The organism is Bacillus sp. FSL K6-3431 (genome assembly GCF_038002605.1).
GTDB lineage: Bacteria > Bacillota > Bacilli > Bacillales > Bacillaceae_C > Lederbergia.
The window spans coordinates 4,112,488-4,132,873 of sequence record NZ_JBBOCT010000001.1; the positions used below are offsets into that span (position 1 = coordinate 4,112,488).

Sequence of the window (20,386 nt, forward strand, 5' to 3'; positions counted from 1 at the left end):
ACTTTAACGAGAGTTTGATCCTGGCTCAGGACGAACGCTGGCGGCGTGCCTAATACATGCAAGTCGAGCGAATGGAAGGGAGCTTGCTCCCGGAAGTTAGCGGCGGACGGGTGAGTAACACGTGGGCAACCTGCCTGTAAGACTGGGATAACTTCGGGAAACCGGAGCTAATACCGGATAATTTCTTTCTTCTCATGGAGGAAGGTTAAAAGATGGCTTCGGCTATCACTTACAGATGGGCCCGCGGCGCATTAGCTAGTTGGTGAGATAACGGCTCACCAAGGCAACGATGCGTAGCCGACCTGAGAGGGTGATCGGCCACACTGGGACTGAGACACGGCCCAGACTCCTACGGGAGGCAGCAGTAGGGAATCTTCCGCAATGGACGAAAGTCTGACGGAGCAACGCCGCGTGAGTGATGAAGGTTTTCGGATCGTAAAACTCTGTTGTCAGGGAAGAACAAGTATCGGAGTAACTGCCGGTACCTTGACGGTACCTGACCAGAAAGCCACGGCTAACTACGTGCCAGCAGCCGCGGTAATACGTAGGTGGCAAGCGTTGTCCGGAATTATTGGGCGTAAAGCGCGCGCAGGCGGTCCTTTAAGTCTGATGTGAAAGCCCACGGCTCAACCGTGGAAGGTCATTGGAAACTGGGGGACTTGAGTGCAGAAGAGAAGAGCGGAATTCCACGTGTAGCGGTGAAATGCGTAGAGATGTGGAGGAACACCAGTGGCGAAGGCGGCTCTTTGGTCTGTAACTGACGCTGAGGCGCGAAAGCGTGGGGAGCAAACAGGATTAGATACCCTGGTAGTCCACGCCGTAAACGATGAGTGCTAAGTGTTAGAGGGTTTCCGCCCTTTAGTGCTGCAGTTAACGCATTAAGCACTCCGCCTGGGGAGTACGGCCGCAAGGCTGAAACTCAAAGGAATTGACGGGGGCCCGCACAAGCGGTGGAGCATGTGGTTTAATTCGAAGCAACGCGAAGAACCTTACCAGGTCTTGACATCCTCTGACCACCCTAGAGATAGGGATTTCCCCTTCGGGGGACAGAGTGACAGGTGGTGCATGGTTGTCGTCAGCTCGTGTCGTGAGATGTTGGGTTAAGTCCCGCAACGAGCGCAACCCTTAATCTTAGTTGCCAGCATTCAGTTGGGCACTCTAAGGTGACTGCCGGTGACAAACCGGAGGAAGGTGGGGATGACGTCAAATCATCATGCCCCTTATGACCTGGGCTACACACGTGCTACAATGGATGGTACAAAGGGTTGCAAGACCGCGAGGTTTAGCTAATCCCATAAAACCATTCTCAGTTCGGATTGCAGGCTGCAACTCGCCTGCATGAAGCCGGAATCGCTAGTAATCGTGGATCAGCATGCCACGGTGAATACGTTCCCGGGCCTTGTACACACCGCCCGTCACACCACGAGAGTTTGTAACACCCGAAGTCGGTGGGGTAACCCTTACGGGAGCCAGCCGCCGAAGGTGGGACAGATGATTGGGGTGAAGTCGTAACAAGGTAGCCGTATCGGAAGGTGCGGCTGGATCACCTCCTTTCTAAGGAAACTGTTGGCCGCGGTGCCAACATAAACAGACGTTTTTGTTTCGTTCAGTTTTGAGAGGTTAAACTCTCTTATTATTCGTTCTTTGAAAACCAGATAAAATGAGAAGCAATAAACCGAGAAACATCACCTTATGGATTGTATCCGTAAGTATGTATGACCTTTTTTATGATCAGGCAATGAGAAGCTGACGCAGCAATGCATCGCTTATCATGGACCAAATGATTAAGTTAGAAAGGGCGCATGGTGGATGCCTTGGCACTAGGAGCCGATGAAGGACGGGACTAACACCGATATGCTTCGGGGAGCTGTAAGCAAGCGTTATATCCGAAGATTTCCGAATGGGGAAACCCACTGCTCGTAATGGAGTAGTATCTATTTCTGAATACATAGGAAATAGAAGGCAGACCCGGGGAACTGAAACATCTAAGTACCCGGAGGAAGAGAAAGAAACATCGATTCCCTGAGTAGCGGCGAGCGAAACGGGAAAAGCCCAAACCAAGAGGCTTGCCTCTTGGGGTTGTAGGACACTCTATACGGAGTTACAAAGGAACGGGGTAGACGAAGAGGCCTGGAAAGGCCCGCCAGAGAAGGTAACAGCCCTGTAATCGAAACTTCGTTCCCTCCAGAGTGGATCCTGAGTACGGCGGGACACGAGAAATCCCGTCGGAATCTGGGAGGACCATCTCCCAAGGCTAAATACTCCCTAGTGACCGATAGTGAACCAGTACCGTGAGGGAAAGGTGAAAAGCACCCCGGAAGGGGAGTGAAATAGATCCTGAAACCATGTGCCTACAAGTAGTCAGAGCGCGTTAATGCGTGATGGCGTGCCTTTTGTAGAATGAACCGGCGAGTTACGATTTCATGCAAGGTTAAGTTGAAGAGACGGAGCCGCAGCGAAAGCGAGTCTGAATAGGGCGAATAAGTATGAGGTCGTAGACCCGAAACCAGGTGATCTACCCATGTCCAGGGTGAAGGTAAGGTAACACTTACTGGAGGCCCGAACCCACGTACGTTGAAAAGTGCGGGGATGAGGTGTGGGTAGCGGTGAAATTCCAATCGAACCTGGAGATAGCTGGTTCTCTCCGAAATAGCTTTAGGGCTAGCCTCATGGTTAGAGTCTTGGAGGTAGAGCACTGTTTGGACTAGGGGCCCTCAACGGGTTACCGAATTCAGACAAACTCCGAATGCCAAAGACTTATCCATGGGAGTCAGACTGCGAGTGATAAGATCCGTAGTCGAGAGGGAAACAACCCAGACCGCCAGCTAAGGTCCCAAAGTATACGTTAAGTGGAAAAGGATGTGGAGTTGCTTAGACAACCAGGATGTTGGCTCAGAAGCAGCCATCATTTAAAGAGTGCGTAATAGCTCACTGGTCGAGTGACTCTGCGCCGAAAATGTACCGGGGCTAAACGTATCACCGAAGCTGCGGATTGACACCTCTGGTGTCAATGGTAGGAGAGCGTTCTAAGGGCTGTGAAGCTAGACCGGAAGGACTAGTGGAGCGCTTAGAAGTGAGAATGCCGGTATGAGTAGCGAAAGAAGGGTGAGAATCCCTTCCACCGAATGCCCAAGGTTTCCTGAGGAAGGCTCGTCCGCTCAGGGTTAGTCGGGGCCTAAGCCGAGGCCGAAAGGCGTAGGCGATGGATAACAGGTTGATATTCCTGTACCACCTTATTTCCGTTTGAGTAATGGGGGGACGCAGGAGGATAAGGTAAGCGCGCTGCTGGATATGCGCGTCCAAGCAGGTAGGCTGGAGTGGAGGTAAATCCTTCACTCTAAGGCTGAGCTGTGATGGCGAGGGAAATTTAGTACCGAAGTTCCTGATTCCACACTGCCAAGAAAAGCCTCTAGCGAGGAAATAGGTGCCCGTACCGCAAACCGACACAGGTAGGCGAGGAGAGAATCCTAAGGTGATCGAGAGAACTCTCGTTAAGGAACTCGGCAAAATCACCCCGTAACTTCGGGAGAAGGGGTGCTCATTTGGGTGAATAGCCCAGATGAGCCGCAGTGAATAGGCCCAGGCGACTGTTTAGCAAAAACACAGGTCTCTGCGAAGCCGCAAGGCGAAGTATAGGGGCTGACGCCTGCCCGGTGCTGGAAGGTTAAGAGGAGCGCTTAGACTTCGGTCGAAGGTGCGAATTGAAGCCCCAGTAAACGGCGGCCGTAACTATAACGGTCCTAAGGTAGCGAAATTCCTTGTCGGGTAAGTTCCGACCCGCACGAAAGGCGCAACGATCTGGGCACTGTCTCAACGAGAGACTCGGTGAAATTATAGTACCTGTGAAGATGCAGGTTACCCGCGACAGGACGGAAAGACCCCGTGGAGCTTTACTGCAGCCTGATATTGAATGTTGGTGCAGCTTGTACAGGATAGGTAGGAGCCGTAGAAACCGGAGCGCTAGCTTCGGTGGAGGCACTGGTGGGATACTACCCTTGCTGTACTGACATTCTAACCCGCAGCCGTGATCCGGCTGGGAGACAGTGTCTGGCAGGCAGTTTGACTGGGGCGGTCGCCTCCTAAAGAGTAACGGAGGCGCCCAAAGGTTCCCTCAGAATGGTTGGAAATCATTCGCAGAGTGTAAAGGCACAAGGGAGCTTGACTGCGAGACCTACAAGTCGAGCAGGGACGAAAGTCGGGCTTAGTGATCCGGTGGTTCCGCATGGAAGGGCCATCGCTCAACGGATAAAAGCTACCCCGGGGATAACAGGCTTATCTCCCCCAAGAGTTCACATCGACGGGGAGGTTTGGCACCTCGATGTCGGCTCATCGCATCCTGGGGCTGTAGTCGGTCCCAAGGGTTGGGCTGTTCGCCCATTAAAGCGGTACGCGAGCTGGGTTCAGAACGTCGTGAGACAGTTCGGTCCCTATCCGTCGTGGGCGCAGGAAATTTGAGAGGAGCTGTCCTTAGTACGAGAGGACCGGGATGGACGCACCGCTGGTGTACCAGTTGTTCCGCCAGGAGCATCGCTGGGTAGCTATGTGCGGCAGGGATAAGTGCTGAAAGCATCTAAGCATGAAGCCCCCCTCAAGATGAGATTTCCCATAGCGCAAGCTAGTAAGATCCCTGAAAGATGATCAGGTTGATAGGTCCGGCGTGGAAGTGTGGTGACACATGGAGCTGACGGATACTAATCGATCGAGGACTTAATCAAATATGAATTAAATCGATGTTTCACACGTTTACCTTCTCATTTATCTGGTTTTGAAAGAATGAAAAGTTCTTTTCAATGATCTTCTGTTAAGATCGCCACGTCATGTGGCAACACAGAAGTCAGCACATCCGTGTGCAAGTCTGGTGGCGATAGCGAAGAGGTCACACCCGTTCCCATCTCGAACACGGTAGTTAAGCTCTTCAGCGCCGATGGTAGTTGGGGGTTTCCCCCTGCAAGAGCAGGACGTTGCCAGGCATATCTAAATACGACACAATTCAAATTGTGTCGTATTTTTTTATAAAGTGTGTATCGTTAACAATTGAAAGCTTACACAAATTAAGATATATAAAGCTTGCTATTTAAAAGCCAGCGGGTTATAATAAAAGATGTTGCTAGTTGGGAAACAATCGTTTAATCGTCGCGGGGTGGAGCAGTGGTAGCTCGTCGGGCTCATAACCCGAAGGTCGTAGGTTCAAATCCTACCCCCGCAATCATTTTTACTCAAGGCATAATGCTATGCCACTAAGGTCCCGTGGTGTAGCGGTTAACATGCCTGCCTGTCACGCAGGAGATCGCGGGTTCGATTCCCGTCGGGACCGCCATAATACTATTTATAACTCAAAACGAAACTTGGTTTCGTTTTTTTGCATTTAAAGAAAGAAATCTCTTTATTAGGCTGTTATTCTGGATATATACCATTTGTTGATGTTCCAATTCGATTCATGGGAATACGCCACTTAAGGGTGATCTTTGTTTTCATTTTTTTGCTCATTTTTTTCATATCATGTACACTGTTTATATGGTAAATAAGAAGGAGATTTTCATGCAAACATTTGATAAATTGTCTAGTAATTCGAGCGAAACTCATGCTATCGCAAAAAAGCTAGGGAATCTGCTTCAAAAAGGTGATGTGGTTTTACTTGAAGGAGATCTTGGCGCAGGTAAAACAACGTTTACTAAAGGTCTTGCTGACGGATTAAATATAAAAAGAAATGTGAACAGTCCAACCTTTACAATCATAAAAGAGTATATGGGAAGACTACCTCTTTATCATATGGATGTTTATCGGGTAGCAGATTCGTATGAAGATCTTGGGCTTGATGAATATTTTTATGGTGATGGTGTCACAGTGGTTGAATGGGCCCAGTTAATTGCAGAACAGCTCCCGGAAGAGCACTTGACCATCTATTTGCATCATGCAGGAGATGATCATAGAAAATTATTATTTAAGCCGGTAGGTGTAAGATACGAAGTCTTATGTAAGGAGTTATGGGATGAAAATTCTAGCGATTGATACGTCTAACGAGGTACTGGGTATCGCAATGTTAAGTGAAAAGGTTATTATTGGAGAGTATATTACGAATTTGAAAAAGAACCACAGTGTTCGACTGATGCCAGCAATTGAGCAGTTTCTTTCAGATTGTGAGACTACTCCGGCTGAAATAGATAAAATTGTTGTTGCTCAAGGGCCGGGGTCATATACAGGGGTCCGAATTGGTGTAACTGTTGCAAAATCTCTTGCATGGAGTCTAGGTATTCCATTGGTTGGTGTATCAAGTCTCGCAGTTCTAGCCGCAACTCCGCGTTTTTTCAAAGGGTATATTTCTCCTTTATTTGATGCAAGAAGAGGATTGATTTATACCGGTCTTTATCGTTATAATCAAGGGATTCTCGAAGCGATTCGACCAGATCGAAATATGTTAGCAGTAGATTGGGCAACGGAGCTAAAGGATTTACAGGAGCCTGTTCTTTTTATTGGAAATGATGTACCAATTCATCAGGAAATTTTTCAATCGGAGTTATTAGAGTTTGCTCATTTTGCCGAAGTTACTGAATGTAATCCACGCCCCAGTGAACTTGGGAAACTTGGTATGGATTTGCCAGCTGAAGATATACATTCCTTTACTCCTAATTATATCCGACTTGTAGAAGCTGAGGCAAAGTGGTTGGAAAAGCAGGAGAGAGAAAATGATGAATAAAACTCCAAGTATATATGATATATCATTTAAACGTGCAACTGAATTAGATATTGATCGACTTGTGGAAATAGAGCAACAGTCCTTCACAGTTCCTTGGCCTGAAGAAGCTTTTTATAATGATATTGTTCATAATCGCTTTGCCGTTTATATCATGGTTGAGTGTAATTGGGAGGTTGCTGGTTATTGCGGTATGTGGCTAGTAATGGATGAGGCACATATTACGAATATCGCCCTTCTTCCACAATTTCGAGGATATAAGCTCGGTGAAGCGCTGCTACGGAAAGTTATGTTCCTTGCCAAGGAAGCAGGGGCGGAAACAATGTCGCTTGAAGTGAGAGTTAGCAATAAACCTGCAAAGTCTCTGTATAAAAAACTAGGCTTTCAAGAAGGCGGTATTCGCAAGAATTACTATACGGATAACTATGAAGATGCTTTAGTAATGTGGGTGAATTTATGATGGAAAAAGAATTAATCGTAATGGGGATTGAAACAAGCTGTGATGAAACGGCCGCATCTGTTGTGAAAAATGGAAAAGATATACTATCCAATGTTGTTGCATCCCAAATTGAAAGTCATAAGCGATTTGGCGGCGTAGTGCCCGAGCTTGCTTCTAGGCATCATGTAGAACAAATCACGCTTGTCATGGAAGAGGCTTTAAATCATGCTAATGTAACATTTAATGATATTGATGCCATTGCTGTAACAGAGGGTCCTGGTCTTGTAGGTGCATTACTTGTAGGAGTTAGTGCAGCGAAAGCAATAGCTTTTGCCCACCAAATTCCTTTAGTAGGTGTACATCATATTGCCGGTCATATTTATGCAAATAGGTTAATTACAGAAATGAAGTTTCCCTTGCTCGCTTTAGTGGTTTCTGGTGGACATACAGAGCTAATATTGATGGAAAAGCATGGATCATTTAGAGTGATTGGAGAAACGCGTGATGACGCAGCTGGTGAGGCCTACGACAAAGTTGCGCGCACACTACAGTTACCATACCCAGGTGGGCCACATATTGATAAATTAGCACATGAAGGCAATCCAGTATTAAAACTTCCTAGAGCATGGCTAGAAGAAGGATCATATGATTTTAGCTTTAGTGGTTTGAAGTCAGCTGTGATTAATACCCTCCATAATGCGGAGCAGCGTGGGGAAAAAATCTCCCCTGAAGATTTAGCCGCAAGTTTTCAAGCGAGTGTAATTGATGTCCTGACGGAAAAAGCTGTTCGTGCTGCTAAGCAATATGGAGTAAATCAAGTCTTGCTTGCAGGCGGAGTGGCAGCTAATAAAGGACTACGGGCATCATTAACTGCTGCATTTGCTGAATTACCTAATATGGAGCTTGTTATTCCACCGTTACACTTATGCACGGATAATGCAGCTATGATAGCAGCGGCGGGGAGTATGTCCTATCAGTTAGGAAAAAGAAGTAAATCAGATATGAATGCCAATCCAGGTCTAGATATAGAAATGGGATAAAACTCCGGGACAACCGGAGTTTTTCGTATGAATATGCACATCTGTATATGTTGTGTATATTCCGCTAAGTTTTTATAAAAAACAGTTTGTGGATAAAATTGTGAATAATATTGGTAATCCACTTTTTTATTGGTATTACTATGTTTATAAGTTGTGGGTAATGTGTATAACTAACTATCTAATTGTGAGTAATGTGGAAAACAACAGAAAACATTATTAAAACACTGTTAATAATGTTGATAACCCTGTGGAAAAGAAAAACACCCATAAAGGGCATTTTTCATGTCTAGAGAAACTATCTAGTAGAGGTTCACATCGGAATTGTCTGACTTTCCAATATTTTACTTGTCCATTTTTCTTAAAGTAGTTCTGATAGTTCTGTCCATTCTTCCAAAAGCTGATTAATTTGTGCATGTAAATTCTCTAAGCTGTGATTGATTTCTAATACACGCTCATGGTCTTCGAAAACATCTGGTAGACATAATAGCTCCTCTTTATTGGCCACTTCCGCTTCCAAATCAGCTAACAAGCTTTCAATGTCCTCCACACGTCTCTTTCGTTGCCTTTCTAACTTTTTTAATTCCTTATCCTGTTGATAAGAATCTTTATTAGAATTTATTATTGTCTGAACATGTAATGACTTTTCTTCTGCTTCAAGTCTAGCAAGTTCGAGCATTTCTTCTTTTTTCTCCACGTAATAATTATAGTCTCCTAAGTACTCCTGCGTGCCATTTTTAGAAAGCTCGATGACTTTTGTTGCAAGTCTATTAATAAAATAACGGTCATGCGATACGAATAAAATAGTTCCTGGATAGTCTATAAGTGCGTTTTCAAGTACTTCTTTGCTATCTAAGTCTAAATGGTTTGTCGGCTCATCAAGGATTAAAAAGTTTGCCTCTTGTAACATCAGGATAGCAAGTGCAACGCGGGACTTTTCACCACCACTTAGCATGGACACTGTTTTTTGTACATCATCACCACTAAATAAAAAATTGCCAAGAACAGTTCTAATTTCCTTCTCCTCTTTATGCGGATAAAGATCCCATAGTTCTTGAAGCACTGTTTTATTAGATGAGAGCTCTGCTTGCTGCTGGTCGTAATATCCAACCTCTACATTTGTACCAAATGCTAGCGAACCTTCTAGCAAAGATAATTTTTTAATGATCGTTTTTAATAAAGTAGATTTGCCAACACCATTTGGACCAACTAACGCAATGCTATCTTTCCGAGAAATATTAACATTAATATTTTCCGAGAGCATATTATCTTTTTCATAGCCAATTCCTGCGTCTGTTATTTTTAAGACATCATTTCCACTGGGACGGTCTATTCCGAATGAGAAGTTAGCAGATTTTTCACCGCTGGTCGGCTTATCTAAAAGCTGGATTTTATCTAGCTGTTTACGGCGACTCTGTGCTCTTTTGGTTGTGGATGCACGTGCCAAATTCCGCTGGATAAAATCTTGCAGTTTCGAAACCTCTCCTTGTTGCTTCTCAAATTGTTTCATCTCACGTTCATATGTTTCAGCTTTATGGATTAAATATTTGCTGTAATTACCATGGAATTTTATCATTTCATGTCTTGAGAGCTCGTACACTTGGTTCACGACTTTATCTAAAAAATACCTGTCATGCGATACGATTAGGATAGCGCCTGCGTAGCCTTGTAAATATTGCTCTAACCAAGATAGGGTTTCAATATCCAGGTGATTGGTAGGTTCATCTAGGATGAGAATATCTGGTTTTGTAAGTAATAGCTTTGCTAGTGCGAGACGTGTCTTCTGGCCACCACTTAAAGTTGAAATTAAAGTATCATAATCTTGTTCATAAAATCGTAATCCATGCAAAACGGATCGAATGTCTGATTCATATTGATATCCACCACTATCTTTGAATGTAACTTGTAGTTGGTCATAATCATGTAAAAGCCGTTCATATTTATCTTCCTGTTTATAGCTGGTGGGATCTGATAATTCTTGCTCGATTTTTCTGATTTCTGTTTCCATCTTCATTAAATCAGTAAAAACGGTAAGCATTTCATCCCAGATGGTTAGTGTTGATTCGAGTCCGGTATTTTGTGCTAAATAACCAATCGATACATCTTTTGGCCTGACTATTTGTCCGGAATCATACGATAAATGACCTGCAATCATTTTTAATAGCGTTGATTTTCCAGCGCCGTTTCTACCGACAAGTGCGATTCGATCTTTTGATTGTATTTCTAATTTTATATTCGATAAAATTAACTCTGCACCAAAGTATTTTGTCAATTGTTGTATTTGTAATAACATCATGTTAATTCACCTCAAGTACTACCTAGTTTAACGCATATTCACTAATTACGGCAATCTTCCTCTATTTTGTTTTGCAAAAAAGACAGTTCGATTGAAATAGTGTATTATAGTGAAGAGGTGTTGGTTGTGAATAAATTGACGCATTTTAATGAAGATGGTCGGGCGAAAATGGAGATGTTAGTGGGAAACCTGAAACTGTTCGGACAGGATGGGGCCTACTTTACTTATAGAAAAAACAGGTGGGGTATCAAGTAATAATTTTCAACGCGAAAGCGGAAGTGGTAAGGGGGACAAATAAATGAGCGAAGAAACAGTTAAAATTCCACATGCAACGGCAAAGCGGTTACCACTTTATTATAGATTTATTAAAAACCTTCATGCATCTGGCAAGCAACGTGTTTCATCCGCGGAGTTAAGCGAAGCAGTAAAAGTAGATTCCGCCACGATTCGTAGAGATTTTTCTTATTTTGGCGCGCTGGGAAAAAAAGGATATGGGTATAATGTGAATTATCTGTTAAATTTCTTTTCCAAAACGTTGGACCAAGATGAGTTAACAAAAGTTGCGTTAATTGGGGTTGGAAATCTGGGAACAGCTTTTTTAAATTATAATTTCCTCAAAAACAATAATACGAAGATTACGATGGCGTTTGAAGTGGATTCGGACAAAGTGGGTACAATGATGGGTGAGGTACCAATATATGATATGCGAGAACTCAAGGAACGTCTTCAAGAGGATGATATTTCGGTCGTGATTTTGACAGTACCTGCGAATGCCGCTCAGCAAATCACTGATGAATTGGAAAAAGCCAATGTGAAAGGAATATTAAATTTCACACCTGCAAGGCTTACAGTTCCATCTTCCGTTCGTGTTCACCATATTGACCTAGCTGTGGAGCTACAGTCACTTATTTACTTTTTGAAAAATTACGCCGATACAGACACGGAAATTTCACAGGAATAGGGTAATTAGAATAGCTAAGTTAGGATCAATCCGTTAAAATAAACAATAAGAGGATGTTCAAAAAGTCACCAAATGATAAACGGCGAATTTCTTCGTTGCTCGGTTTTTCCGGTTCTCACGTAGCTACAGGAAGGATCTTCTGTTAAGCTCGCTCACGTCCTGTGAGCAACACAGAAGTCAGCACATCCTGTGCAAGTCAGATCCTCAAAACCTTCTCGCCTCGAACTTCTTGTTTCTTATTTGGCACCTTTTTGAACACGTACTATAAGGAGGTGGGCGCAATGCCAGGACCGGGTAGTTGGATTTTAATTGCACTTGTTGCTTTATTGATTTTTGGACCTAAGAAATTGCCAGAGCTTGGAAAAGCAGCGGGTAATACATTACGTGAGTTTAAGAACGCGACAAAGGGACTTGCTGATGAAGATGAAAAAGAGAAGAAGCAAGACGCCGACCAATGATAGGATGACATATTATGAGTCAGAATGATATGACGATTTATGACCATATAGAAGAATTAAGAAAACGGCTGATCATTATAGTCGTTTTCTTAATGTTTGCAGTGATCGGCGGATTTTTCCTTGCACAGCCACTAATTAAAATCATACAAAGTGCGGATATTGTGCAAGATTTAACGATGAATGCATTTCGAATCACAGATCCATTTAAAGTATATATGCAAATGGCACTTTTACTTGCATTCATCATTACTTCACCGCTGATTTTATATCAGTTGTGGGCATTTATTAGCCCGGGGCTTCATGAAAAGGAACGTAAAGTAACACTAGGATATATCCCTGTTTCCGTGTTTTTATTTTTATTGGGTATCTCTTTTGCTTACTTCATTTTGTTTCCATTTGTCATCCAATTCATGCTTACGCTTTCGGGGAATATGGATATCCAAACGACAATCGGAATTAATGAGTATTTTCAATTTTTATTCCAAATTACAATTCCATTTGGCATACTATTCCAATTGCCAGTTGTCTTACTGTTTTTAGCAAGGTTGGGAATTGTCACACCATCTTTTTTGTCGAAAATTAGAAAATATGCATACTTTATCTTATTTGTGATTGCTGCATTTATTACACCACCTGATATCGTATCGCATTTATTGGTAACCGTACCGCTCTTTATCTTATATGAAATTAGTATATGGATTTCGAAAATTGGATATAAAAAAGCGCAAGCTGCGGAAAAAAAGTACGAACACAAGCAGAATAAATGATAAAAGAAGAACCGTGGTTTAGAAAAGATGGAAAGTGTCTTAATATCTAGACATGATGATAAATGCATACTTCAAAGAAAAAAAAGAGACTTTCGCTTAAAGTCTCTTATTTTTTCACCTTTTTTAATTTGAAGTGTATAGAAAGTAATCGAAACCCCGCCCCGAAATCAAAGGTAGCGAGAATGACTAGTAAGTAAGCGAAGATATTCCAATCATTTGCTGTAACTTGTTGAATGGCAAAGAAGGTAAAAATAGCTCCTAGGACTATATATATGAATCCAGAGAATAACGGTGACCTCATTAGAATAAACCTCCCATCCAGCTATGCAACAATCCTACTACTTCTTGATTAGTTGGTAATTTAAACTGTCCAATTGTCACTATTGTATTCATGGCTACATGAGAAATAATAGGAACAATAATTCTTCCCGTTTTTACATAAAGGAAAGAGAAAGTAAAGCCCATCGCCGCATAAATAATTAAATGCTTTGGCTCTTGGTGTGCTAAAGAAAAGATTAGTGCACTAATCAATGCTGAAACCCAGAAAGGAAATCGATTATAAAGGGTTCCGAAAATGACTTTACGAAAGACGATTTCTTCTAGTATTGGACCTAAAATAGAACTAGCAATGACAACCATGGGCACAACTCTGATCAAGTTCATGATATTTTGTGTATTTTGTGAACCAGCTTCAATTCCAAGGACCTGTTCTACTAAGACAGCAGCAATTTGTGAGATAAAGGCAAGGAAAATTCCGCCAATTGCCCAATTAATAGATGAGCTAGCGGATAAAGGCTTAGACTTTTCAATTTTCGTGTAAGGAGTTGCTTTCTTTAAAAGTAAAAGCACGATAGCCAATCCGACCGAAAAGCTAATAACAACCCAAAGTCCCGCTGCAAGAACCTTCATATCGTTAAGATCAGCATGGAAAACCTTTGTGCCTATGAGCAATAGCAAAGGAAATCCAATATATGTGGACAGATGCATAGATATAAACGTGATAACGATGTATATATATCTTTTTTTCATAAAATAACATGTTCCTTCCCGACTTATATAAGTAGACAATCTTAATATTACTAATAATCAGGTGTGCATTCAATTAGGAAGGCTTTTTTACAGACTTTGTAGAAGTTTGGCGAAAGGTTTTTAAGGAAAAGAAAGCAGGAGACTTGCAATAAGTTCCCAAATTTAATATTATAATAATTGTGTTAGCACTCGATTAGGTAGAGTGCTAATAATTAAACTACATATTTTATTTAGGGAGGTTGTTTCACTTGTTAAAACCATTAGGTGATCGCGTTATTATTGAACTGGTAGAAGCAGAAGAAAAAACAGCAAGCGGTATTGTACTTCCAGATTCGGCTAAGGAAAAACCACAGGAAGGTAAAATTGTTGCTGTAGGTACTGGTCGTGTTTTAGACAACGGCGAGCGTGTTGCTCTTGAAGTGTCAGAAGGCAATAAAATTATCTTCTCTAAATACAGTGGAACCGAAGTTAAATATGAAGGAACAGAATACTTGATTCTACGTGAATCTGACATATTGGCTGTTATTGGATAATCACTTTTCAAAAGTAAAGAAAGCATCAAGTTAGATGAACAATTATTGAAAAGAAGTCTGTTTATATCTAAATCAAATGTTTTTCTTAATTTCAAAAACGATGAGGAGGTCATTTTAAAATGGCAAAAGATATTAAGTTCTCAGAAGACGCACGTCGTTCACTGCTACGTGGTGTAGATCAGTTAGCAGATGCAGTTAAAGTAACTTTAGGACCAAAAGGACGTAATGTTGTTCTTGAGAAAAAATTCGGTTCACCTCTTATTACAAATGACGGTGTAACGATTGCTAAAGAAATCGAACTAGAAGATGCATTCGAAAACATGGGTGCTAAACTTGTTTCTGAAGTTGCAAGCAAAACGAATGATGTTGCTGGTGACGGTACAACAACTGCAACAGTTCTTGCGCAAGCAATGATCACAGAAGGCTTGAAAAACGTAACAGCTGGAGCTAATCCTGTAGGCGTTCGTAAAGGGATTGAAAAAGCAGTGGCTACAGCAGTTGAAGAACTAAAAGCGATTTCTAAGCAAATCGAAGATAAAGAATCTATTGCTCAAGTTGCATCTATTTCTTCAGGAGACGAAGAAGTTGGTCAATTGATCGCAGAAGCAATGGAGCGCGTTGGAAACGACGGTGTGATTACGATTGAAGAATCAAAAGGATTCACGACAGACCTTGATGTAGTAGAAGGTATGCAATTCGATCGCGGTTATTCTTCAGCTTACATGGTTACGGATACAGACAAAATGGAAGCTGTTCTTGAAGATCCATATATCTTAATTACGGATAAGAAAATTGGAAATATCCAAGAAATCTTACCAGTACTTGAACAAGTTGTTCAACAAGGTAAGCCATTGTTACTGATCGCTGAGGATGTTGAAGGTGAAGCATTGTCTACACTTGTTGTAAACAAACTACGCGGAACATTCAACGCTGTAGCTGTTAAAGCACCTGGCTTCGGTGACCGTCGTAAAGCAATGCTTGAAGATATCGCTATCCTAACGGGTGGAGAAGTCATCACTGAAGAGCTTGGACTTGACTTAAAATCGGCTACACTTGAATCACTAGGACGTGCTTCAAAAGTAGTTGTTACTAAAGAAAATACAACTATTGTTGAAGGTGCTGGAGATTCTGCCAACATTGTTGGACGTGTAAACCAAATCCGTGCGCAAATGGAAGATACTACTTCCGAGTTCGACCTTGAAAAACTTCAGGAGCGTTTAGCTAAACTGGCTGGCGGCGTAGCTGTTATCCAAGTTGGTGCTGCAACTGAAACAGAATTGAAAGAGCGTAAACTTCGCATCGAAGACGCTTTGAACGCAACTCGTGCAGCTGTCGAAGAAGGAATTGTTTCCGGTGGTGGAACTGCACTTGTGAATGTATATAAGAAAGTAGCAGCAATTGAAGCACAAGGCGATGTGGCAACTGGTGTGAAGATCGTTCTTCGTGCACTTGAAGAGCCTGTACGCCAAATCGCACACAACGCTGGTCTTGAAGGATCTGTTGTTGTTGAGCGCTTGAAGAAAGAAGAAATCGGAATCGGCTTTAACGCCGCTACTGATGAGTGGGTTAACATGATCGACGCTGGTATCGTTGATCCAACTAAAGTTACACGCTATGCACTTCAAAATGCAGCTTCTGTTGCAGCTATGCTTCTTACAACGGAAGCAGTTGTAGCTGACAAACCAGAAGAAGGCGGCGCTGGCATGCCCGATATGAGCGGAATGGGTGGCATGGGCGGAATGGGCGGCATGATGTAATAAACTCTTACCACCCTTGATATGTAAGGGTTTGTGAGAAGGTTATTCATGAAATGCTAACTTTTTGCTAACTTTCGGTAATCGAAATAAATTAATAATGAGTTTTTATAAAAGACCTTTCGTGAGTTCACTGAACTTATGAGAGGTCTTTTCTTCGATGTTTTTGGTCATATGAGCATAGATGTTCATTGTTGTGTTGACATCGCCATGACCTAATCGCTCTTGGATTTCTTTTACACCTGCTCCAGCTTCGATAAGAAGGGAAGTATGCGTATGTCTAAAACCATGCGCCGTAATGTGTTTGTCTGTATCCATTCGTTTCATCAATCGTTGCAAACGCAAAGCTACCTGCTTCATGACCCTTGGTTGCCCCGTGTTTTCCGCAAAAATGAAATTCTGATCGTCATAGACCAAACGTTGTTTCATTTTCAACTCCATTTGCTCACGCCTATGTGCTTTGAACAAAGCAATAAGTCTATCGTCAATCATGATTGTCCGGACAGACTTTTTTGTTTTTGGAGTCAAAAGTTCATAACTTATCTTTTTATTACTTGGGTTGTAGTAAGTCTTTGTGATTCTTATTGTTTTCTTTGTGAAATCCAAATCAGACCATTTCAATGCAATCATTTCGCCTAAACGCATACCTGTATATGCCAATGTGACAAAAGATAAATAATCCATATATAGTCCATGTTCTTTAGTGATGGTTAAGAAGTTTTTTAGTTCATCTAACTCAAGAAACTTCTCTTGAATGTCTTCATCTTCAATATCTTCAACAGTTACTTGTTTTTTCGGCATAACAAATCCATCAGTTGGGTTTGCACGTATCAAATCTTGACGGATTGCATGTTTGAAGATCATGTTACCGGTCGTGTGAATACTGTCGATATAGTTTTGGCTAAACTCTTTCCGGGATTGATACATATGTCTTGTAATCCTTTTTAAAGGAAGATGACCCCAAGCTGATACAAGATGCTTCATAGCAATGCTACGTGCTCTAACGCTACTTATTTTAGCTTGTGTTGCATAATAATCCACCCAATCGTTCGTGAATTTCCCAAAAGTGATATTTGATTCTTGAATAAAACTACCTTCTGCAAGAGCTTCTTCAACTTTGTTTGCTGCAAGTTGGGCTTCTTTTTTCGTACGGAAACCTGACTTTGTTAGCTTTGGTGGTCCCCCTGTAACCATGTACTTCGCATTATTGACGACATAAGCCCACTTGTTGCCACGTTTATGGATGTGTGCCATTGATTTTCACCTCCCTTTAAATGTTCCTACTCATTTTTCTAGAAAAAACATATCTAAGAACAATTCAAGTTTTTCAATGTCACGTTCTGTAAAAGGCTTGCCTTTATAAAATTTTAATGCACTATTATCCAATAGTATTTTTTCAAGATCATATCTTTCTTGAACGAAGTCCATATTAGGAAGCGTTAAATAAAGTGCTTCATTATCCAAATACCCTGCTTTTTTCATTAGAACTCCGACATCCATCTTCAATGCGCTGGCTAATTTTTGTAACGTATTGGCCTTTGGTTGCTTTACCCGATTGTTTTCAATCTGCGATAAATAAGACTTTGAAATATCTGTGGTTGCAGATAGTTCTTCTAACGTCATTTTTAAATCCTTTCGCTTTAACCTAATAATAAGTCCAATCGATGAGTCCATCATTTCACCTCCTATAATTACAAGCATAAAGTATGCTTATGATTTTTTCAATAAATAAGTTTAACTAAATACAAACATTATAAACAGGTGTATTCCATTCGATTGTACTGCAAACCACTTGTGGTTTATGGTTTAGTACCACGTATATTTTTTGGTGTGGCATTTAAAAAATAAAACATTTGAGGGGAAAAGGTTTACAAAATATAAACATTGATTTATTATGATTGTAATCTATTGGTTATATATGGTCTGATAGATTGTGATTTTTACTGGAGGTGGGAAAATGATAAGAGTTGAGATTGATGAGCAAGAATTGAAGAATATTTACTTGCAAAAAGTAGAGGAAAGATTAGAAGAGTTGGAGTCGGTAGTGTTTTTTATGAATTCAAAGCAACTATGCGAGTACTTAAACATGTCGTGGAATACGATAGTTGATTCATTCTTATACGATGAAGAATTTCCAAGTTTAAAGGTAGGCACGAAGTGGTTGTTTAATAGAAAAGAAGTGCAAAAGTATATGGAAAAGTATTATGACGAAGTTAAAATTAACGGAAAAGATATTTTGAAATATCGTAGGAAGGGATGAGAAGATGTTTGAACATAAAAAAAGCCCTTTAACTCACGGCAATGAGTTAGAAGGGCATATGAAAATAAACCTATTATCATTTTATAACATACGCTCAACATTCGCAATCACTCCGATTCATGGGAAGTGTTGTGATTGACTGTCTATGAAACATTCCTTGAAGAAGTGAAGGGGTTTGGTATTCCAAACCCTTTCTTCACTAAAGACAATAAGTTATATAGAATAGATGCAAAAAATGATGAAGAACACTTTGTAAGTAGACAGGTTCCATATATTACAAAGTGTTTTGATGACATTGAAAAGAACAACGTACAGTATGAATTGAAGTGGTTTAACGATGGTAAGGTTTATGATGAAGTTGTACCTGCTACAGCACTGGCAACAAAGCGTGAGGTGATTTCATTAGCCAATAAAGGGTTGAGTAGCAATGACCGAAATGCACGCTACCTTATTGAGTATTTTGATTTGTTCCTAGAAAAAAATAGATTAAATCGTTCTCTTGTTGTCAGTCATCTTGGTTACGTAAGTGGGCATTTTATTCATCCATTACTGGAATCAAAGTTTCGTATTGTACCCCCAGATGAAGGAGAATTACAGCGTTTAAATGCCATCAGGTGTAAGGGTACTGTACAAGAATGGATAAACAATGTCTTAGCGCCACTTTACGATAATCCGAAGGCTTTATTCCCTGTAGTGTCTTCGTTTGCATCTGTGTTGTTCAAGCCGCATGATTTAACCCCAATACTTGTAGACATTTCGGGTGTATCCTCAAGTGGCAAGACGAGTGTCCAGAAGGCATGTGCAAGCGTTTGGGGGAAGCCAAGTGAATATATAAGTTCTATGCTAACGACAAAAATAGCAATCGAGCGTATGGCTGCCTTTTTAAATGCTTATCCTTTAATCCTTGACGACACGAATACAGCGCATGATACAAAAGCATTGCAACAGATGATTTATATGTTTGGCAATGGTACAGGTAAGATGAGGGGTAGCTTAGACGGGAGCAGGGGGACAAGTAGTTGGCAGTCAGTGTTCATTACAACAGGAGAAAACAATATTCTGGAGTATACGAATTCACAAGGAAGCGCAGCCCGTGTTATTCCAATGACCAATTTTAAATTCGTGAATAAAAACGCGGATTATTTTGCTTTCTTAAATCAAAACGTGGAAAAGTATTATGGAAGTATTGGGTTGGAATTAATAAAGCGGTGGAAACAGCATGGTAGGCAATTTGACGGTCGTTTTAAGGAGTTGGCTACGTTATATCAATCATCTGCTACAAACAATAATATAATGCGTAGAATCGCTTTACACTACGCCTTCATTGCATTTGTCGCAGAGGTATTAAATGATTTATTTAAAGGAGAGGGGATGGCAATTCCAGTAGACGATTTTGCAGAACTATTTTTGGTTATTTGTTCCGAAAACAGTCACGTGGATCGGGCTAAAAGTGTTCTGACGGAAATACTAGAAGAGTTAGACGCAAACCGAAACCGCATATACGGTGAATTTGAGCCTTCAAACGGCATACATGCCATTGTAAATGCGAACGGACTTTTCTTGACCATTGATTACTTAAAAAATAAATTGCAAGTCGATGCAAGACAAATTAGAGAAGCATGGAAAAATCAGCGATTTACAGTACTTCAAAAGAATAACGGTAAATCGGTTGATTATTTATCAATCACACATAAAGGACAATCCTTTCGTGTTGTACAAGTAAATCAAAAGTTCTTAGAAGAACAAGGCTTTAATTTTTCTAGAAACAGATTTTAAATACTTAGGGGTGTAAAGTGTATTCTTGTAATTTTGTAATTGAGCGCTTATGAAGCTAGTACTATCAATTGATTGATTAATTACAAAGTCAGTGACAACAAAGATGTTGTTAAAAAAAATGACAAATAAAATATGTGGGGATTACAAGTCAAATGACAACTTGTAATTCTCTTTTTTGTGGATATAATAAGGTTTTTTAGTAGTAATTACAAAATTACAAGTTTTCAGGGTATAGAGGTACTTAAAAATTGAAGAGGTAGCATAGAGAAATAGACAAATAATTGTTTTAATTATATTTAACGGTAAAATAGTAGTAGGTACATTTTCACCGTTAACATAACAATGAGTCTAAATGAATTTTAACAAGTATTATTCCTCTAATAAA

General features: G+C 41.0%; 16 protein-coding genes, 2 tRNA genes and 3 rRNA genes. 16 read left to right on the forward strand and 5 right to left on the reverse strand.

The window, feature by feature from the left end; translation table 11 throughout:
- Nucleotides 1–2 precede the first annotated feature (2 nt).
- The 9 genes from MHB53_RS19980 to tsaD all read left to right on the forward strand — a co-directional run bounded on the left by MHB53_RS19980 (nucleotide 3) and on the right by tsaD (nucleotide 8,170).
- Nucleotides 3–1,554: ribosomal RNA gene (locus MHB53_RS19980) — 16S ribosomal RNA — on the forward strand.
- Nucleotides 1,555–1,782: 228 nt separating this feature from the next.
- Nucleotides 1,783–4,715: ribosomal RNA gene (locus MHB53_RS19985) — 23S ribosomal RNA — on the forward strand.
- 139 nt (nucleotides 4,716–4,854) lie between these two features.
- Nucleotides 4,855–4,970: ribosomal RNA gene (gene rrf, locus MHB53_RS19990) — 5S ribosomal RNA — on the forward strand.
- Together the 16S, 23S and 5S rRNA genes with 2 tRNA genes alongside form the textbook arrangement of a ribosomal RNA operon.
- 164 nt (nucleotides 4,971–5,134) lie before the next feature.
- Nucleotides 5,135–5,206 (forward strand) — tRNA-Met (locus MHB53_RS19995).
- Nucleotides 5,207–5,241: 35 nt separating this feature from the next.
- A tRNA-Asp gene (locus MHB53_RS20000) sits at nucleotides 5,242–5,317 on the forward strand.
- A 221-nt stretch (nucleotides 5,318–5,538) separates the two neighbouring features.
- On the forward strand, nucleotides 5,539–6,009 hold the full coding sequence (gene tsaE, locus MHB53_RS20005; protein WP_340921723.1) for a tRNA (adenosine(37)-N6)-threonylcarbamoyltransferase complex ATPase subunit type 1 TsaE: 471 nt from the start codon (nucleotides 5,539–5,541) through the stop codon (nucleotides 6,007–6,009).
- Nucleotides 5,990–6,694: a tRNA (adenosine(37)-N6)-threonylcarbamoyltransferase complex dimerization subunit type 1 TsaB gene (gene tsaB, locus MHB53_RS20010; protein WP_340921725.1), complete on the forward strand. Its 705-nt coding sequence runs from the start codon at nucleotides 5,990–5,992 to the stop codon at nucleotides 6,692–6,694. Before tsaE ends, tsaB begins: the two co-directional genes overlap by 20 nt.
- Nucleotides 6,687–7,151, forward strand: coding sequence for a ribosomal protein S18-alanine N-acetyltransferase (gene rimI / locus MHB53_RS20015; RefSeq protein ID WP_340924872.1), 465 nt, complete (start codon nucleotides 6,687–6,689; stop codon nucleotides 7,149–7,151). Before tsaB ends, rimI begins: the two co-directional genes overlap by 8 nt.
- The gene (tsaD, locus tag MHB53_RS20020; protein WP_340921727.1) at nucleotides 7,151–8,170 is read left to right on the forward strand and encodes a tRNA (adenosine(37)-N6)-threonylcarbamoyltransferase complex transferase subunit TsaD; all 1,020 of its coding nucleotides are present in this window, start codon (nucleotides 7,151–7,153) and stop codon (nucleotides 8,168–8,170) included. Before rimI ends, tsaD begins: the two co-directional genes overlap by 1 nt.
- 358 nt (nucleotides 8,171–8,528) lie before the next feature.
- On the opposite strand, the gene MHB53_RS20025 is transcribed toward tsaD, so the two are convergent.
- Nucleotides 8,529–10,463, reverse strand: a complete 1,935-nt coding sequence (locus tag MHB53_RS20025) for an ABC-F family ATP-binding cassette domain-containing protein (protein ID WP_340921729.1) — start codon at nucleotides 10,461–10,463, stop codon at nucleotides 8,529–8,531.
- A gap of 298 nt (nucleotides 10,464–10,761) precedes the next feature.
- Here MHB53_RS20025 and MHB53_RS20030 point away from each other — a divergent pair, with 298 nt between their 5' ends.
- From MHB53_RS20030 to tatC, 3 genes are all read left to right on the forward strand, one after another.
- Entirely contained in the window at nucleotides 10,762–11,424 is a 663-nt protein-coding gene (locus tag MHB53_RS20030; RefSeq protein WP_340921731.1) for a redox-sensing transcriptional repressor Rex, read from the forward strand.
- Nucleotides 11,425–11,705: 281 nt separating this feature from the next.
- Complete coding sequence (locus MHB53_RS20035; RefSeq protein WP_340921734.1) at nucleotides 11,706–11,882, forward strand: twin-arginine translocase TatA/TatE family subunit; 177 nt, start codon at nucleotides 11,706–11,708, stop codon at nucleotides 11,880–11,882.
- 14 nt (nucleotides 11,883–11,896) lie between these two features.
- Nucleotides 11,897–12,649: a twin-arginine translocase subunit TatC gene (gene tatC, locus MHB53_RS20040; protein WP_340921736.1), complete on the forward strand. Its 753-nt coding sequence runs from the start codon at nucleotides 11,897–11,899 to the stop codon at nucleotides 12,647–12,649.
- Between the two features lie 106 nt (nucleotides 12,650–12,755).
- Here the strand turns inward: tatC and MHB53_RS20045 are convergent, their stop codons facing one another.
- The gene (locus MHB53_RS20045) at nucleotides 12,756–12,950 is read right to left on the reverse strand and encodes a YdiK family protein (RefSeq protein WP_340921738.1); all 195 of its coding nucleotides are present in this window, start codon (nucleotides 12,948–12,950) and stop codon (nucleotides 12,756–12,758) included.
- Complete coding sequence (locus tag MHB53_RS20050; protein ID WP_340921740.1) at nucleotides 12,950–13,678, reverse strand: CPBP family intramembrane glutamic endopeptidase; 729 nt, start codon at nucleotides 13,676–13,678, stop codon at nucleotides 12,950–12,952. Before MHB53_RS20050 ends, MHB53_RS20045 begins: the two co-directional genes overlap by 1 nt.
- 248 nt (nucleotides 13,679–13,926) lie before the next feature.
- Here MHB53_RS20050 and groES point away from each other — a divergent pair, with 248 nt between their 5' ends.
- Nucleotides 13,927–14,211, forward strand: coding sequence for a co-chaperone GroES (groES, locus tag MHB53_RS20055; protein WP_340921743.1), 285 nt, complete (start codon nucleotides 13,927–13,929; stop codon nucleotides 14,209–14,211).
- 119 nt (nucleotides 14,212–14,330) lie between these two features.
- A complete protein-coding gene (groL, locus tag MHB53_RS20060; RefSeq protein WP_340921745.1) occupies nucleotides 14,331–15,968 on the forward strand; it encodes a chaperonin GroEL in 1,638 nt (545 codons plus the stop codon).
- Between the two features lie 105 nt (nucleotides 15,969–16,073).
- On the opposite strand, the gene MHB53_RS20065 is transcribed toward groL, so the two are convergent.
- Both MHB53_RS20065 and MHB53_RS20070 read right to left on the reverse strand, forming a co-directional pair.
- On the reverse strand, nucleotides 16,074–17,219 hold the full coding sequence (locus tag MHB53_RS20065) for a site-specific integrase (RefSeq protein WP_340921747.1): 1,146 nt from the start codon (nucleotides 17,217–17,219) through the stop codon (nucleotides 16,074–16,076).
- A 30-nt stretch (nucleotides 17,220–17,249) separates the two neighbouring features.
- Nucleotides 17,250–17,639: a helix-turn-helix domain-containing protein gene (locus MHB53_RS20070; RefSeq protein WP_340921749.1), complete on the reverse strand. Its 390-nt coding sequence runs from the start codon at nucleotides 17,637–17,639 to the stop codon at nucleotides 17,250–17,252.
- Between the two features lie 283 nt (nucleotides 17,640–17,922).
- On the opposite strand from MHB53_RS20070, the gene MHB53_RS20075 reads away from it, so the two are divergent.
- Nucleotides 17,923–18,225 (forward strand): helix-turn-helix domain-containing protein, encoded by a 303-nt coding sequence (locus MHB53_RS20075; protein WP_340921750.1) that lies wholly within the window; start codon nucleotides 17,923–17,925, stop codon nucleotides 18,223–18,225.
- A 135-nt stretch (nucleotides 18,226–18,360) separates the two neighbouring features.
- Entirely contained in the window at nucleotides 18,361–20,001 is a 1,641-nt protein-coding gene (locus tag MHB53_RS20080; protein WP_340921752.1) for a DUF927 domain-containing protein, read from the forward strand.
- The last annotated feature ends 385 nt before the right edge of the window (nucleotides 20,002–20,386 follow it).